15 protein-coding genes and 1 pseudogene are annotated in these 15,785 nt (G+C 74.1%); 8 read left to right on the top strand and 8 right to left on the bottom strand.

Annotation, left to right across the window (positions count from 1 at the left end; all coding sequences use genetic code 11):
* Positions 1-207: 207 nt before the first annotated feature.
* The 5 genes and pseudogenes from AB0I42_RS00080 to AB0I42_RS00060 form a co-directional block, all read right to left on the bottom strand.
* The gene (locus AB0I42_RS00080; protein ID WP_357532669.1) at positions 208-1,101 is read right to left on the bottom strand and encodes a bifunctional NUDIX hydrolase/histidine phosphatase family protein; all 894 of its coding nucleotides are present in this window, start codon (positions 1,099-1,101) and stop codon (positions 208-210) included.
* On the bottom strand, positions 1,098-2,624 hold the full coding sequence (locus AB0I42_RS00075) for a CYTH and CHAD domain-containing protein (RefSeq protein ID WP_357532668.1): 1,527 nt from the start codon (positions 2,622-2,624) through the stop codon (positions 1,098-1,100). Before AB0I42_RS00075 ends, AB0I42_RS00080 begins: the two co-directional genes overlap by 4 nt.
* Before the next feature lie 35 nt (positions 2,625-2,659).
* Positions 2,660-4,927: an RNA degradosome polyphosphate kinase gene (locus AB0I42_RS00070; RefSeq protein ID WP_357533407.1), complete on the bottom strand. Its 2,268-nt coding sequence runs from the start codon at positions 4,925-4,927 to the stop codon at positions 2,660-2,662.
* Between the two features lie 141 nt (positions 4,928-5,068).
* Complete coding sequence (locus AB0I42_RS00065; protein WP_357532667.1) at positions 5,069-5,266, bottom strand: cold-shock protein; 198 nt, start codon at positions 5,264-5,266, stop codon at positions 5,069-5,071.
* A gap of 931 nt (positions 5,267-6,197) precedes the next feature.
* A pseudogene (locus tag AB0I42_RS00060) lies at positions 6,198-6,563 on the bottom strand (NTP transferase domain-containing protein); the annotation flags it as partial.
* 158 nt (positions 6,564-6,721) lie between these two features.
* On the opposite strand from AB0I42_RS00060, the gene AB0I42_RS00055 reads away from it, so the two are divergent.
* The 5 genes from AB0I42_RS00055 (at position 6,722) to AB0I42_RS00035 (ending at position 11,615) form a co-directional block, all read left to right on the top strand.
* A complete protein-coding gene (locus AB0I42_RS00055; protein WP_357532666.1) occupies positions 6,722-7,441 on the top strand; it encodes a lysophospholipid acyltransferase family protein in 720 nt (239 codons plus the stop codon).
* Positions 7,438-8,460, top strand: a complete 1,023-nt coding sequence (locus tag AB0I42_RS00050) for an NAD(P)H-dependent glycerol-3-phosphate dehydrogenase (RefSeq protein WP_357532664.1) — start codon at positions 7,438-7,440, stop codon at positions 8,458-8,460. The genes AB0I42_RS00055 and AB0I42_RS00050 overlap by 4 nt, the downstream gene beginning before the upstream one ends.
* 22 nt (positions 8,461-8,482) lie before the next feature.
* Positions 8,483-9,607, top strand: a complete 1,125-nt coding sequence (locus AB0I42_RS00045) for a cystathionine gamma-lyase (RefSeq protein ID WP_357532662.1) — start codon at positions 8,483-8,485, stop codon at positions 9,605-9,607.
* Positions 9,608-9,610: 3 nt separating this feature from the next.
* Positions 9,611-10,429, top strand: coding sequence for a putative protein N(5)-glutamine methyltransferase (locus tag AB0I42_RS00040; protein ID WP_357532660.1), 819 nt, complete (start codon positions 9,611-9,613; stop codon positions 10,427-10,429).
* An 82-nt stretch (positions 10,430-10,511) separates the two neighbouring features.
* Positions 10,512-11,615 carry a D-alanine--D-alanine ligase family protein gene (locus AB0I42_RS00035; protein ID WP_357532658.1) on the top strand — a complete coding sequence of 368 codons (1,104 nt, stop codon included), beginning with the start codon at positions 10,512-10,514 and terminating at the stop codon, positions 11,613-11,615.
* A gap of 97 nt (positions 11,616-11,712) precedes the next feature.
* Here the strand turns inward: AB0I42_RS00035 and AB0I42_RS00030 are convergent, their stop codons facing one another.
* Positions 11,713-12,324 carry a DUF3515 family protein gene (locus tag AB0I42_RS00030; protein ID WP_357532656.1) on the bottom strand — a complete coding sequence of 204 codons (612 nt, stop codon included), beginning with the start codon at positions 12,322-12,324 and terminating at the stop codon, positions 11,713-11,715.
* A 3-nt stretch (positions 12,325-12,327) separates the two neighbouring features.
* Complete coding sequence (locus tag AB0I42_RS00025; RefSeq protein WP_357532655.1) at positions 12,328-12,561, bottom strand: Lrp/AsnC ligand binding domain-containing protein; 234 nt, start codon at positions 12,559-12,561, stop codon at positions 12,328-12,330.
* Between the two features lie 93 nt (positions 12,562-12,654).
* On the opposite strand from AB0I42_RS00025, the gene AB0I42_RS00020 reads away from it, so the two are divergent.
* Complete coding sequence (locus AB0I42_RS00020) at positions 12,655-13,593, top strand: thiamine-phosphate kinase (protein WP_357532653.1); 939 nt, start codon at positions 12,655-12,657, stop codon at positions 13,591-13,593.
* A gap of 128 nt (positions 13,594-13,721) precedes the next feature.
* Positions 13,722-14,189, top strand: coding sequence for a GNAT family N-acetyltransferase (locus tag AB0I42_RS00015; RefSeq protein ID WP_357532651.1), 468 nt, complete (start codon positions 13,722-13,724; stop codon positions 14,187-14,189).
* Positions 14,190-14,302: 113 nt separating this feature from the next.
* On the opposite strand, the gene rpmB is transcribed toward AB0I42_RS00015, so the two are convergent.
* The gene (rpmB, locus tag AB0I42_RS00010) at positions 14,303-14,494 is read right to left on the bottom strand and encodes a 50S ribosomal protein L28 (RefSeq protein WP_203899300.1); all 192 of its coding nucleotides are present in this window, start codon (positions 14,492-14,494) and stop codon (positions 14,303-14,305) included.
* Positions 14,495-14,774: 280 nt separating this feature from the next.
* Between rpmB and AB0I42_RS00005 the strand changes: the two genes are divergently transcribed.
* A partial coding sequence (locus AB0I42_RS00005; RefSeq protein ID WP_357532650.1) for a DAK2 domain-containing protein occupies positions 14,775-15,785 on the top strand: 1,011 nt, incomplete at its 3' end.

Here is a 15,785-nt window from a genome sequence, read left to right as displayed (position 1 = left end):
CCGCCCGCCCGCCGCGCGCCTGACGGTGCCCGCCGGCCCGCCGGCCGCTCGCCCGGACCGGTACCGCTGTTCGACGCCACAGCGAATTCGGCGTACCCACAGCGAATTCGCTGTGCGCCCGGGCGGCCCACCTCCCACCCGGGCGGCCCACCCGCCACCCAGGCGGGCCGAAGCCGGACGCCGTCCGGGGTCAGACCGCGTCCGGGATCAGACGGCCGCCGGGTCGAGACGGTCGGCACCGACCAGACGCTCACCGGCGAACGCCAGCAGCCAGCCGGTGCCCTTCGGCGTGTGGAAGTCGCCGGCAGCCCCACCGGCCAGGGCGGCCAGCGCCGCCGGCAGCACCTTGCCCTGACTGCACACCACCGACCGCCGCCCGGCCGTCGCCAGCTCGACCAGCCGGCCGGCGGCGGCCAGGGCGTTCTCGTCCCCGTCCTGGCCCGGCACCGGCTCGTCGAAGCCCGAGTCGACCTCGATCGGCAGGTCGAGCCGGTCGGCGAGCGGGGCGAGCGTCTGCACGCACCGCCGCGGCGCCGCCGACACCAGCCGCTCCGGCCGGACCACGGCCAGCAGCCCGGCCAGCCCGGCCGCCTGGACCCGCCCGGCCGCGTCCAACTCCCGGGCCACGTCCGGGCCGGTCCAGGTCGCGCGTTTGCCGGCCCTGGCATGCCGTACGACGGCCAGCACGGCCGTCACCCGGGGCAGCAGGGCGAACTCGCGTACGACGGTCGCGTCGTGCGCGTACGTCAGCAGTCCCGCCGCGGCCCCGACCGGCAGCCAGCGCATCGCGTCGACCTCGGTCTCGTGCTGGAAGCCGCCGCGGTCGACGGCCCGCACCGACCAGTAGTCGACCGACTTCGGTGTGCCGTCGCGCATCGCGTAGCGGATGCCCGACAACCGGACCTGCGGCACCCCGCCGACATCGGCCTCTTCGGCGATCTCCCGCACTGCCGCGAGCAGCGGATGCTCACCCGGTTCGAGCTTGCCCTTCGGCAGGGTCCAGTCGTCGTAGCGGGGCCGGTGCACCACACAGACCTCGACCTCGCCGGAGTCGGCCGGCCGCCACACCACGCCGCCCGCGGCGCGGATCGGGACGGTCACGGCAGCCACGCGACGAGCTGATGCTCGGTGGCCTGGCTCCACCGCTGCGGGAACTCGGCCCGGACCCGGTGGATGATCTGGCGTTCCCGCTCGGCGAGCCGCCCGGCGGTCACCGCGAGCGCGTGGTCGGCGGGGTGCTCGGCGGCGATCGACAGCCAGGCGTCGGCGGCCACCGCCGCGTCCTGGTGCTCGCCGAGCAGATCCTGCACCTTCGACAGGGCCTTGCCCAGGTTCCGGGCCGGTGCGCCGACGACCGGCTTGACGGCGTTGACCGCGTACCTGGCCTTCTTGCCGTCGATCCGGGTGTCGTGCCAGCGCTCGTCGGGATCGGTCGGACCGAGTTCGCCGGCACCGTCGACGCCGTCCGCGCCGAACACCAGCCGACGCCACGGCTTGGCCACCAGCCGGGGGAGTACGTCGGCCGCCGGCTTCCCGGCCCGCTTCGTCAGCCGCGGCTCGCGGGCGGCGGCCACCAGCTCCTCGACCAGGGCGGCGTAGCGGTCGGACGTCAGGACCTCGTCGAGGGCGGCCAGCGCCGCCTCCTGGCGTACGGCCAGCACCTGGTCGATCCGGGCGACCGCCGCCTCGTCGAGCGGGCTGAGCGGGTCGCACGTGGCCGTGCGGCGCAGCCGGTCGCGCAGCACCTCGGCGTCGCGTGGCCCGCCGAGCGCGTCGGCGAGCCACTTCACCTCGTCGCGCAACGCCCGCGACCATGACGACTTTGTCAACGGCCGGAACGTACGCAGGTCGCTGCGCAGCCGCCGGCAGCCGACCCGCATCTGGTGCACGGCGGTGTCGTCGCCGACCGGCACCCGCAGCCGGACGAGCGGATCGTGGGCGAGGATCCGCCGGACGTGCTTGCGAACCGCGTCGGTGACCACGTCGCCGGCCGTCGGCTCGTCCGGCAGCCCGGCCGGGGCGACCAGGTCGGGGCCCTCCTGCGCGGCGGGGCCGAGGGCGCGTACGAGCTTGGGGGTGAACCCGCCGGACCGCGCCCCGGCCGCGCACAACACCTCACCGACCCGGTCGAGCAGCTCGGCGTCGCCGTCCCCCAGCTCGACCTCGATCTCCCGGAACGTGGCGCGGACCTTGCGCCCGTCCGGCACCGACACCGCGTCGTCGGCGACCTCGGCCAGCAGCCGGTCGTCGGCGTCCCGCAGCTCGTACGCCCGGCGGACGGTCCGCACGACCGCGACCGGGGCCAGCGCCGCGCCCCGCGAGTAGGCGGTCACCAGCGCGGACAGTTCGGCCGGCAGCCGGCCGGGCCGGCCGGGGCGGGACACCTCGTGCCGCCGGCCCGGCAGGTCGGCCGGGAACTTCACCGTCCACGGCAGCGGGTCGCCCTTACGGTGCCGGAGCGACGCCCCGGCCCGCGCCAGCCGCAGATCGGACGTGTCGAGATAGGTCGCGGTCAGGGTGGCCGGCGACCGCTCCACCACCCGTCCCCCGTCCGGCAGGGCCGGGGCAAGGTCGGGGACCGCGTACGCCGGATCGGCCTCGTACTTGCGTTCCTCCTCCAGCATGTCGGCCAGCCTAACCAGATCTTCCGGCCGGCCGCTCAGCTCGCGCCGCCGACGACGCGGCGCAGCAGCGCCTCCTGCAGGTGCACCAGCGGGGTGTCGTCGCTGCTGACCCGCCGGGCCCAGGTGCCGTCACCGGCCAGCTCGAACGCCTCCACGTCGTCACTCATGCACGACGAGATGATGTGGTCCAGTTCGGCGCGGGCGACCGGGTCGGTGACCCGTACCAGCGCCTCGACCCGCCGGTCGAGGTTGCGGTGCATCAGGTCCGCCGAACCGATCCAGAACTCGGCCGACTCGTCGGCGCCGAACCGGAACACCCGCGAGTGCTCGAGGAACCGGCCGAGGATCGACCGGACCCGGATGTTGTCGGAGAGCCCGGGTACGCCCGGCCGCAGCGTGCACATCCCGCGGATGACCAGTTCGACGCGTACGCCCGCGCGCGACGCCCGGTAGAGCGCGTCCACGATGTCCTCGTCGACGAGCGAGTTCACCTTGATCTGGACCAGGCCCCGGCCGCCCCGCCGGGTCTGCTCGATCTGCTGGTCGATGCGCTCGATGATGCCGCTGCGCACCCCGTGCGGCGCGACCAGCAGCCGGCGGTAGGCGGTCTGCCGGCTGTAGCCGGTGAGGACGTTGAACAGGTCGGTCAGGTCGGCACCGACCTCCGGGTCGGCGGTCAGCATGCCGAAGTCCTCGTACAGCCGGGCGGTCTTCGGGTGGTAGTTGCCGGTGCCGATGTGGCAGTAGCGGCGGATCTGGTTGCCCTCCTGGCGTACGACCAGCGCGGTCTTGCAGTGGGTCTTGAGCCCGACCAGGCCGTAGACGACGTGGCAGCCGGCCCGTTCCAGCATCCGCGCCCAGCCGATGTTGGCGACCTCGTCGAAGCGCGCCTTCACCTCGACCAGCACCACCACCTGCTTGCCGGCGGCGGCGGCGTCGATCAGCGCGTCGACGATCGGCGAGTCGCCGGACGTACGGTAGAGGGTCTGCTTGATCGCCAGCACGTTCGGGTCGGCGGCGGCCTGCTCGATGAACCGCTGCACACTGGTGGAGAACGAGTGGTAGGGGTGGTGGACCAGGATGTCGCCGTCCCGGACCACCGAGAAGACGCTGCGCGGCACCTCGCCCTCGACCAGCCGCGGATGGGTCGCCGGTACGAACGGCCGCTCCTTGAGATCGGGCCGGTCGACGGCGTCGTAGATCTGCCACATCGACGACAGGTCGAGCAGGCCCGGCACCCGCAGGACGTCGTGGCTGTCCATGTCCAGCTCACGTACGAGCAGGTCGAGCACGTGGTCGGAGACCGACGCGGCGACCTCCAGCCGGACCGGCGGGCCGAACCGGCGCCGGGCCAGTTCCCGCTCCAGGGCCTGGAGCAGGTCCTCGTCGCGGTCCTCGTCGACCTCGACCTCGGCGTTGCGGGTCACCCGGAACAGATGGCACTCGACGACCTGCATGCCCGAGAAGAGCTGCCCGAGCTGGGTGGAGATCAGGTCTTCGACCGGCAGGAACCGGGCCGGTCGGCTCGGACCCACCGGTACGAACCGGGGCACGTTGTTGGGCACCTTGACCCGGGCGAACAGTTCCGACCCGCCATCGGGGTCACGTACCACCACGGCCAGGTTCAGCGAGCGGCTGGAGATGTACGGAAACGGGTGCGCCGGGTCGACCGCGAGCGGCGTCAGCACCGGGAAGATCGCCTCCCGGAAGTAGGTCCGCAACTGCTCGCGCTCGCCGGCGTCCAGGTCGGCCCACCGCACCAGGTGGACGTCCTCGGCGGCGAGCCGCGGCAGTACGTCGTCGACGAAGCAGCGGGCGTGCCGGGCGACCAGGCCGGCGGTCTTCTCGGCGATCAGCTCGAGCTGGGTGCGCAACGGCAGCCGGTCGCCGCCGCGCATCGGCAGGCCGGCCTGGAGACGGCGCTTGAGACCGGCGATCCGGACCATGAAGAACTCGTCGAGGTTGCTGGCGAAGATCGCCAGGAACTTCGCCCGCTCCAGCAACGGCGTCGCCGGATCCTCGGCGAGGGCGAGCACCCGGGCGTTGAAATCGAGCCAGGACAGCTCCCGGTTGAGGAACCGGTCCTCCGGCAGCGGCTCCAGCGTCGCCGGGTGCACGCCGTCCGGCGGCGGCGAGTCGGTCGAGTCGTGCGCGACCGACGGCGCCCGGTCCGGGTCGGGATCACCGGTGCCGGCCGGCGGCTCGGGGCGCGGCGGAACACTCGGGCTCAGCGCCGTCGTCGAGTTGTCGCGCCGGACGAATCGTCCGTTCGAACCACGCCGTCGGACCTGGCCACGCGGCACCGGCGGGCGCTCGTCGTCGGGCGTCGGTGACTGGTCGGCACGGGACTGGCGCTGGTGTGGGGGGCGGCGGCCGGCTGGATTCGTCACCCATTCATCATCACCCGATCTGGGTGACCGCCAAATCAACATGCCACATTTCGATCATTGAAATGTAGGTAACGTGACCCTGCTGACCTGCCCGGACTCGTCGTGCTCGACCCGGACCCGCTGACCCGGGCGCAGCAGCCGCAACCCCGACGCGTCGAAGGCCGGCGCCCCGAACGCAATCTCGTCGCCGTCGTCGAGCAGCAACGTCCCGGAGCGGGTGAGCGGATCGTAGGTGGCGACGGTCCCCTGCATGCCAGCACCGTACCCGCGCGCGTCGTGCCCCGCACCTGCCACGCGTCGTGCCCCGCCGTACGCCCCGCCCCGCAGCGCCGCCTGCCGCGCCCGGTCCGCCGCCTGCCGCCTGCCGCGCCCCGCCTGCCGCCTGCCGCGCCCCGCAGCGCCGCCTGCCGCGCTCGGTCCGCCGCCTGCCGCGCCCCGTTCGCCGCCTGCCGCGTCCCGTTCGCCGATCATGGAGAAAACGTGGCGTTCCCGCCCGACTTGTGAACATCATCCCCATGATCGGGTGTCGGGTCGCGTGAACGATGTGCGTGGATGGGGCGGGTCGCAGGGGGACGCGGTTGATCTGGGCGGGAGAGACCTTATCGAGCGTGGATAAGGTCTCTCCCGCCCAGATCAGCAAGGACCACCAACGGGCGCTTCCGCAACAACCGCCCCAGCCCTTTGTAGTCGGGCGTTCTCGCTGTCACCTTTGCCCATCTCCGAGGTGTCCGGCCGCGGTCGGGACGAGGGCGGCGCTGTGGCGACCCAGGCCGAGGTTGGCGGCGGCGGCGAGGTCGGCGGGAGTGTCGACGTCACGGCGAAGGGTCGGCCACCCGCCGGTGAGCGGCAGCGCGCCAGAGGCGGCGTGCCGGGCGGCGGAGTCGACCCCGAAGCGTGGATCGAGGGGTACGCCGGGTGGGGCGGTGAGCAGCACCGTGCCCGTGCCCGGCGCGTCGGCCAGGAACCGGCGCGCCGGCCGGCCCGGCGCCGGCCGCCGCGCGGTGGGGGGAGCGGAGCCCCGCCCGGCACCGGCCAGGTCGGCCGCCCCGCCGACGGCCGCCCCGCCCTCGCCCGTCCCGCCGACGGCCGCGCCGCCCACGCCCGGCCCGCCCACGCCCGACCCGCCCACGGTCGGCCCGCCGACGGTTGGCCCGCCCACGGTCAGCCCTCCCAGGGCCTCCCGCAGCGCCCCGGCGAGGTCGGCCGGGCGTAGTGCCGGCAGGTCGGCGGCGAGCGCCGCCACCCATCGGTCGGTAACCAGCGACGCACCGTGGGCCACGGCGGCGTTGAGGCCGGCGTCCGGGGCGTCGGGCACCACCGAGGCGCCCAGCGCGGCCAGGGCCGGCCCGGCGACCGGATCGTCGGTGACCACCAGTACCCGGTCGACCGGCGGGCAGGCGAGCACCGCGGCGACGGTGTCGAGGGCGATCGCCAGCGCCAGCCGCGCGTGCGCCTCGGCGCCCGGGTCGGCCAGCGCACCGCGCAGCCGGCTCTTCGCCGTGGCCAGACGCTTGACCGGCACCACCACGACCCACGTCGGCTCCCGCACGCGCCAATCCTGCCAGCCCGGCACGTGGCCGACCCTGCCTGGTCGTACCCAGGTGGAACGGGCATGATTTCGCTTCGAGCCCCCGGTACCCGGAGAATCGGCCGCGGCAACGATCGCGGCACCGGTCGGACCGTGGTCGGTGGAAACGAGGAGGCAGCGTGGCGCGGCGCAGGCTGGGGTTCTGGCGGCGTTTGGTGGTGGTCGTCGTCAAGCCGGTCCTCACCCTGTGGACCCACCGGACCTGGTCGGGTGCGGAGCACCTGGCCACCGGCGGCGGCGTCATCGTCGTGGCCAACCACATCTCCCACGCCGACCCTCTGGTCTGCGGGCACTTCGTCTACGACGCCGGCCGCTGGCCGCAGTTCCTCGGCAAGGCGAGCGTGTTCCGGGTTCCGGTCGTCGGCCGCATGTTGCTCAAGGTCAAGCAGATTCCGGTCGAGCGGGGCACGAGCGACGCCGCGAAGTCGCTCGACCTGCTGGTCGCGGCGGTCAAGTCCGGCGGTGCCGTGGTGGTCTATCCCGAGGGTACGACCACCCGGGAGCCCGAACTGTGGCCGATGCGGGGCAAGACCGGCGCCGCCCGGCTCGCCCTGGCCACCGGTGCGCCGGTCGTGCCGGTGTCGATGTGGGGTCCGCAGCGGATCTTCGACCCGCGGACGAACAAGTTCAGCCTCCGGCCGCGTATCCCGGTCCAGGTGAAGGCCGGGCCGCCGGTGGACCTCGAGCGGTGGACCGGTGCCGCACCGACCAAGGCGACCCTCGACGAGATGACAGAGGAGATCATGTTGCACTTGCGTGACCTGCTCGCCGAGATCCGTGGCGGCACACCCCCACCGCTGTGGCAGCCGACCGCGCCGGAATCCGGGGCGGGCCGGTGAGCGAGCGTAGCGGGCGGGCCCCGGGTGGGCACGTGGCGGTGCTGGGGGCCGGCTCCTGGGGCACCGCCTTCGCGAAGGTGCTCGCCGACGCGGGCAACGAGGTGACCATCTGGTCGCGGCGCGAGCAGGTCGCGGCGACGATCCGGGCCACCGGCACCAATCCCGACTACCTGCCCGGCCTGCGATTGCCGGCGAACGTGACGGCCACCGCCGACGCCGGCAAGGCCATCTCCGGGGCGTGGCTGGTCGTGCTGGCCGTACCGTCGCAGACGCTGCGGGGCAACCTCGCCGAGTGGGCCTCGTTCGTCGGCCCCGACGCCACCCTCGTCTCGCTGATGAAGGGCATCGAACTCGGCACCACCAAGCGCATGAGCCAGGTGATCGTGGAGACGGCCGGGGTGGCCGCCGACCGGGTCGTCGTGGTGTCCGGCCCCAACCTGGCGCCCGAGATCGCCGCCGGGCAGCCGGCCGCCACCGTGGTCGCCTGCACCGACACCGACCGCGCCACGCTCGTGCAGAACGCGGTGACGACGTCGTACTTCCGCCCGTACACCAACGGGGACGTGATCGGGACCGAGCTGGGTGGGGCGGTCAAGAACGTGATCGCGCTCGCGTACGGCATCGCGACCGCGATGCGGCTCGGCGACAACACCAAGGCCACCCTGATCACCCGTGGGCTGGCGGAGACCGCCCGGCTCGGTGTCGCGCTGGGTGCCGACCCGCTCACCTTCGCCGGTCTGGCCGGCCTCGGCGACCTGGTCGGCACCTGCACCTCGCCGCTGTCGCGCAACCGGACCTTCGGCGAGCACCTGGGCCGCGGTGAGAGCCTGGAGCAGGCGCAGGCCGCGACCCGGCAGACCGCGGAAGGCGTCAAGAGCTGCCTCGCCATCCGCGACCTGGCCCGTGCCCACGGGGTCGAGATGCCGATCACCGAGCAGGTCGAGCGGGTCTGCCACGAGGGGGTCGATCCCCGGGTGGCGCTGACCGCGCTGATGAGCCGTACCACCAAGCCAGAGTGACGCCGACGGACCGGGAGCGACGATGAGCCAGACCGACGGGTACGGCGACGGCACCCGCTGCGTGCACGCCGGGTTGCCCGAGCCGGCGCCGGGGGAGCCGTTCCTGCCCGGTCCGGTGTTCGCCGCGCCGTACCACCTCGATCCCGCCGGCGGCGACGCGGCCGCGGGCCGGGACTGGTACGGCCGCCCCGGCAACCCGACCCGGCGCAACCTGGAAGCCGCCATCGGCGAGCTGGAGGGCGGCGACTGCCTCGCCTTCGCCAGCGGGCAGGCGGCGCTGACCGCGCTGCTGCTCTCCCTCGTGCGGTCCGGTGACACCGTCGTGCTGCCGGCGGACGGCTACTTCACCGTCCGGGCGTTCGCCAACTCGGTGCTGGCGGCCAACGGGGTGACGGTGCGGACGGTGCCGACCGCCGGTCCGCACCCGTCGTTCGAGGGCGTACGGCTGGTGTTGCTGGAGACCCCGGCCAACCCCGGCCTGGACGTCTGCGACATCGCCGACCTCGCCACGCGGGCGCACGCCGCCGGCGCGCTGCTCGCCGTCGACAACACCACCGCGACACCGCTCGGTCAGCGCCCGCTCGACCTCGGCGCCGACGTCGTCGTCGCGTCCGGCACCAAGGCGCTCACCGGCCACTCCGACCTGCTGCTCGGCTACCTGGCGACCCGGTCACCGGAGCTGCTGGCAACGGTCCGCACCTGGCGGGACACCACCGGCTCGGTGCCCGGCCCGTTCGACGCCTGGCTCGCCCACCGCTCGCTGGCAACCCTCGACCTGCGGCTGGCCCGGCAGTCGGCCAACGCGGCCGCCGTCGCCCGGGCGCTGCGGTCGCGCTCCGACGTGTCCGGCGTACGGTGGCCCGGCCTTGAGGACGACCCGGCGTATCCGGTGGCGAGCACCCAGATGCGGCGGGTGCCCGGCATCGTCGCGTTCGACCTCGGCAGCGCCGAGCGGGTGGCGCGCTTCCTGTCGGCCGCCGAGCTGGTGTTCGCCGCCACGTCGTTCGGCGGCCTGCACACCACCGCCGACCGGCGCGCGCAGTGGGGCGATGACACCGCGCCCGGCTTCGTACGCCTCTCCTGCGGCGTCGAGGACACCGCCGACCTGGTGGCCGACATCGGCCGGGCGCTGGACCGGTCGGCCTAGCCGGTGCCGGACGTCGCCGCGATCGTCGGTCGGCTGCGGGCCGCCGGCTGCGTCTTCGCCGAGGAGGAGGCCGCGCTGCTGGTCGCCGCAGGCGGTGGCGCCGCCGACCTGGCCGACCGGGTCGCCCGCCGGGTCGCCGGCCTGCCCTTGGAGCACGTGCTCGGCCGGGTCGACTTCGCCGGCCTGCGGCTCGCCGTCGAACCCGGGGTGTTCGTGCCGCGCCGCCGTACCGAACTGCTCGTCCGTCGTGCCGTCGAGCTGACCGGGCCGGACGCGACCGTCATCGACCTGTGCTGCGGCTGCGGCGCGGTCGCCGCCGCCGTGGCGCACCGGATCCGGCCGGCCCGGCTGGTCGCCGCCGACGTCGATCCGGCCGCCGTCGGCTGCGCCCGGCGCAACCTCGCCCCGTACGGCGGGCGGGTGTACGTGGGCGACCTGTTCGACGCGCTTCCGGACGGGCTGGCCGGTGGCGTCGACCTGCTCGTGGCGAACGTGCCGTACGTGCCGACCGACGCGGTGGCACTGCTGCCGCCGGAGGCCCGGCTGCACGAGCCCCGCGCGGCGCTCGACGGCGGTCCGGACGGCCTGGACGTGCTGCGGCGGGTCGCCGGTCGGGCCGCCGGCTGGCTGGCGCCGGGCGGGCACCTGGTCGTGGAGACCGGTGCGGCGCAGGCGGTGGCGGCCGCGCGGATCATGGCGGACAGCGGGCTTGCCGCCGCGGTCGTACACGATGAAGATCTTGGAGCCACCGTCCTGTCCGGCCGTCGCCCGGCGGACGGGCTTACTCCGGTCATCGACCCGCGGACCGAGCACGCAGAGTAGGGTCTGCCGGGTGGACGCGGGTAGCGCCGCGACGGACCGGCTGCGCCAGATCCGGGCAGCCGAGAACGAATAAGGAGCCTGCGTGACGAGCCCACGGAAGACCCGGGTCGCCATCGTCTTCGGCGGTCGCAGCACCGAACACGGGATCTCCTGCGTGAGTGCCGGTGCCGTGCTCGCCGCCCTCGACCCCGACGAGTTCGAGGTCGTGCCGATCGGCATCACCCGCGACGGCCGCTGGGTGCTCACCGACGGTGACGCTTCGCAACTCGCCATCGCCCAGCGCCGGCTGCCCGAGATCACCGTCGACTCCGGCCAGATGGTGGTGCTGCCCGCCGACCCGGTCGGCAACAACCTGCTGATCCTCGACCCGATCCGCGGCGGCCAGGCACTCGACGGCGTCGACGTGGTGTTCCCCACCCTGCACGGCGCGTACGGCGAGGACGGCACCATCCAGGGCCTGCTGGAGATGGCCGGCATCCCGTACGTCGGGGCGAACGTCTTCGCCTCGGCGGCCGCCATGGACAAGGAGTTCACCAAGAAGCTCGCGGCCGTCGAGGGCATCCCGGTCGGGCCGTACGCGGTGCTGCGCAACGGCGTGACCCTGTCCGAGGAGGACAAGGAGCGCCTGGGGCTGCCGGTCTTCGTCAAGCCGTCGCGCGCCGGTTCGTCGTACGGCATCAGCAAGGTCAGCGACTGGGCCGACCTCGACGCGGCGGTGGCCGCCGCCCGGCAGATCGACCCGAAGGTGCTGGTCGAGGCGGCGATCGTCGGTGCCGAGGTGGAGTGCGGCGTGCTGGAGGGCGAGGCCGGCGGGGCGCCGGAGGCGTCGCTGCTCGCCGAGGTGCGCGTCGTCGAGCAGGGGCACGACTTCTACGACTTCGAGGCGAAGTATCTCGACAACTCCTGCGAGTACGACATCCCGGCCAACCTGCCGGAACACGTGGCCCGACAGGTCCAGGAGTACGCCTGCCGTACGTTCACCGCGCTCGACTGCGCCGGGCTGGCCCGGGTCGACTTCTTCGTCACCCCGGACCACACGATCTACCTCAACGAGATCAACACGATGCCGGGGTTCACGTCGACGTCGATGTTCCCGCGGATGTGGGCGGCCACCGGGCTGGAGTATCCGAAGCTGGTCAGCCGGCTGATCCGTACCGCCCAGCGGCGCGGCTCCGGCCTGCACTGAGCGACCGGCCCGCCGGGCTTTCCCGGCCGGCGGGATACACGGGCCGGCGGGATGCGCGGGCCGGCGGGATGCGCGGGCCGGCGCCGCCGGCCCGCGGTCAGCCGGTGCAGCCGGACGGGATTCCGGACGTCGCCGACGGGACCGACTCGACGATCGAGTCGGACAGCGGCGCCAGCCACTGCAACGCCTCCGGGTAGGCGCGCGGCACGGTCACCCGCACCGGCACCTCGCGGTCGACCGTGGTGAGGACCACCGCGTCGGTCTGCTCGACCGAGTGCCAGCAGACCCGGCTGACGACCCAGACCGGGTCGGTGGGCGGGAACTCGGCGGCCGGCACCCCGCAGGCGACCGTGATCGGCGGCTCGCCGTACGCCGCGTTCTGTTCCGCGCCGGCGGTCACCGGCCGCTGCCGCAGATCGCGCACGGTCGGCGGGATCTGCGACAACAGCGCACGGCAGACGACGGCGGGCCGCTCGGCCAGCTCCGGTGCGGCCATCTCGACCGGCGTCGCCAGCTGCCCCGCGGTCGGGTCGGCCGACGGCGAGGGGCCGGCGGTCGGTCCGCCGCCGTTGATCTGGGAGAAGGCGAAGAGCCCGACGAGGACGGCGATCGGCAGCGCCACGACGGTCGCCCAGATCGCCGCCTGCCGGGTGGTGCGGTCCGGACCCGCGTCACGGTCCGGTTCACGCGTGGGAGTGATCTGATCCACCACCTAGAGATGCACCACCGAACAGGTCAACGTGCGGGTGATCCCGGGCACCATCTGCACCTTGCTCACGATCAGCTTTCCCAGCTCGTCGACGGTGTGCGCCTCGCAGAGCACCACCACGTCGTACGGCCCGGTGACCGCGTCGACCCGGACCACGCCGGAGATATCCGTGATGGTTGCGGCCACGTCACGTGCCTTTCCGACCTCGGTCTGGATGAGGATGTACGCCTGGACCACGACCCCACTCCTGTCCGCCGCCGAGCGGCTCGCAGGTGAAACTACCGTACGGAGTAGGGGCTAACCATCACGGTAGCCAAGGGAGGCCGTCGCGTGAGTGTGGCGAGGACCGGTGAGTTCGGGCTGATCGCCCGGGTCACCGCCCGGTTGCAGGTGGGGCCGACCGCGCTGCTGGGCCCGGGCGACGACGCGGCGCTGGTGGCGGCCCCGGACGGGCGCGTCGTGGCATCGACCGACGTGCTCGTGGAGGGGCGGCACTTCCGGCGCGACTGGTCGACCGCCGAGGACATCGGGCACCGGGCGGCGGCGGCCAACCTCGCCGACATCGCGGCGATGGGGGCCGGCCCGACCGCGCTGCTCGTCGCGCTGTGCGTACCGCCCGGGCTCGACGTGCGGTGGGCCGAGGACCTCGCCGACGGCCTGGCCGCCGAGGCGGCGAAGGTGGGTGCCTGCGTGGTCGGCGGCGACATGTCGTCGAGCCCGACCCTGACCATCGCGGTGACCGCGCTGGGTGACCTGCACGGCATCGCCCCGGTGCTGCGCAGCGGCGCCCGGCCGGGCGACGTGGTGGCGCTCGCCGGCAGGGTCGGCTACGCGGCGGCCGGATACACCGTCCTGTCCCGTGGGTTCCGCACCCCGAAGCTGCTCGTGGAGTCCTACCGGCGGCCGGACGTGCCGTACCCGGCCGGGCCGGCGGCGGCGCGGCTCGGGGCGACGGCCATGATCGACGTGTCGGACGGGCTGCTCGCCGACCTGGGCCACATCGCCACCGCGAGCCGGGTGGCGGTCGACGTGACGCGGGACGCCTTCGAGATCCCCCGGCAGATGCGGGACGCCGCACACGCCCTGGGTGTCGACCCCTACCAGTGGGTGCTCGGTGGCGGCGACGACCACGCGCTCGCGGCGACGTTTCCGGACACGCTGGCGTTGCCGCCGGAGTGGAAGGTGATCGGCCGGGTCGTCGAGGGGGATGGCGTCACGGTCGACGGTCAGCCGTACAAGGGGCCGTTGGGCTGGGACCACTTCCGCTAGGCCCGCTGCCGCCTTCGGGCCGGCCGCGCTGCCGTCTCCCGGCCGGGCCCCGCCGGGACGGTCGGCCGGGCCGATCTTCACCCCCACCCCACAGGGGTAAGGGCCTTTGGTCCATCTACCCTTTACCGGTGAGTGACATCGAGATCCGCACGGTCCGCTACGGCTCGCTGGTCGCGCAGCAGCTCGTGGCGAGTGCGCTGGCAGACCTGGGCCAGCGGTACGGCGGCAGCGGCGACGACACCCCCGTCGACGCCGCCGAATTCGACCCGCCGGCCGGTGCCTTCCTCGTCGCGTACGTCGACGGAGAGCCGGTCGCCTGCGGCGCGTGGCGCAGTCACGGCGACAACGGCGAGGTGGGCGAGATCAAGCGCATGTACACCGCGCCCGCGGCCCGCGGTCGTGGCCTGGCCCGGGTGGTGCTGGCCGCGGTGGAGCGGTCGGCGCGCGAGCACGGCCGGAAGCGACTCGTGCTGGAGTGCGGCGACAAGCAGCCCGAGGCGATCGCGCTCTACGAGTCGTCCGGCTTCGAACGGATCCCCAACTTCGGCTTCTACCGGGACGCGCCCGGCTGCATCTCGTTCGCACGCGCCCTGTAGTCGGCGGTCGCCGGTCCGGACCGGGCCGGCAACCGCCGATTTGGCGTACACGAACAGCCGCCGGGTCGTGGTGACCCGGCGGCTGGCCGGAAGAATGCGGTGACGCGGACGCGTCAGGCGCGGGTGACCTTGCCCGCCTTGATGCAGGAGGTGCACACCTTCAGCTTGCGGGTGGTACCACCACCGGCCGGGGTACGCACCGACTGGATGTTCGGGTTCCAGCGGCGGTTGGTCCGCCGGTGCGAGTGGGAAACGTTGTGGCCGAAGCCCGGTCCCTTGCCACAGACGTCACACACGCTAGCCACGGGATACTCCTGGGGAATCTGCTCGTTCGGTCGATCGCCGGCGGAAACCTGGCCGGTCACCGTCCCGCTCGCGGGCACGGATGACCAGGGTCACCGGGCAACCTGGTCAGGTTACCCGATACCCCGGCCGACCAACGAATCGCCCCCGGCCCACCAACATGATCCGCGTGATCAGGGGCCGGCACCCCGACCCGCCGACGACACGCGAGACGCGTTCCCTGATCACGCGGATCGTGGCGCTGGACGGCGGGTGTCGGGCGGCGCAAGTAGGCTCATCGCCGTGCTGGACACCCTGGACGCCGCGGCCGTGCGTCGATGGTGTGCGGACGGCCTGGCCGCGCTGCGGCGCCACCAGGAGGAGATCGACCAGCTCAACGTCTACCCGGTGCCCGACGGCGACACGGGCACCAACCTCGTGCTCACCCTCGCCTCGGCGCACCAGGCGCTCACCCTCGACCTCGACAACTCGCCCGAGGGATCGCGCCCGCCGCACAGCCGGGTACTGCGGCTGATGGCGCGCGGGGCGCTGCTCGGCGCGCGGGGCAACTCGGGCGTGATCGTGTCGCAGATCCTGCACGGGCTGGCCGACGCGCTGGCCGGCGCCTCCGAGGTCCGCGGCCGCGACCTCGCCGGGGCGCTCGACGTGGCGGCCTCGGCCGCCTACGCGGCGGTCGCCAGCCCGGTCGAGGGCACGGTGCTGACGGTCGTGGCCGCCGCGGCCCGGGGCGCGGCCGAGGTCGACTCCGACGACCTGGCGACCGTGGTCCGGGCGGCGTCCCGGTCGGCCGCCGAGGCGCTCGCCCGCACACCGGAGCAGTTGCCGGCCCTGGCCCGGGCCGGGGTGGTCGACGCGGGCGGACGCGGCCTCTGCGTTCTGCTGGACGCCCTGACCGTGGTGGTCACCGGCACCGGGCCCGAGCCGCCCGGTACGCGGCCGACCGGGACGACCCCGCCGGCCCCGAATCCGCTGGCCCCGAACCCGCCGGTCCCGGAGCCGGCTCCCGCCCCGGAGCCGTCCGCCGACGCGGAGCCGTCCGCCGACGGCAACCGGACGCCGGGCCGGGCGCCGGCCGTCGTCGCCCGCGAGGCCGGCTCGCCGGAGTTCGCGTACGAGGTCCGTTTCCTGCTCGACGCGCGGCCGCCCGCCGTCGAGCGGATGCGCGCCACCCTGGCCGCCCTCGGCGACTCGCTGGTCGTGGGGGGGGGCGGGGGGGGGGCCCCCCCCCCCCCCCCCCCCCCCACGGACCGGCGGCGGGAGCACAACGGCGAGGGGCGGGGGGGGAGAGACCAC

Origin of the sequence: Polymorphospora sp. NPDC050346, assembly GCF_040655695.1 — a bacterium.
GTDB lineage: Bacteria > Actinomycetota > Actinomycetes > Mycobacteriales > Micromonosporaceae > Polymorphospora > Polymorphospora lycopeni.
This window is presented reverse-complemented; position numbering and strand designations above follow the sequence as displayed.

Bases quoted from the DNA above. Each gene is read 5' to 3' on its own strand.
- AB0I42_RS00065 (WP_357532667.1), bottom strand. From the start codon at position 5,266: ATGCAGGGGACCGTCGCCACCTACGATCCGCTCACCCGCTCCGGGACG.
- AB0I42_RS00075 (WP_357532668.1), bottom strand. From the start codon at position 2,624: ATGCTGGAGGAGGAACGCAAGTACGAGGCCGATCCGGCGTACGCGGTC.
- AB0I42_RS00045 (WP_357532662.1), top strand. From the start codon at position 8,483: ATGAGCCAGACCGACGGGTACGGCGACGGCACCCGCTGCGTGCACGCC.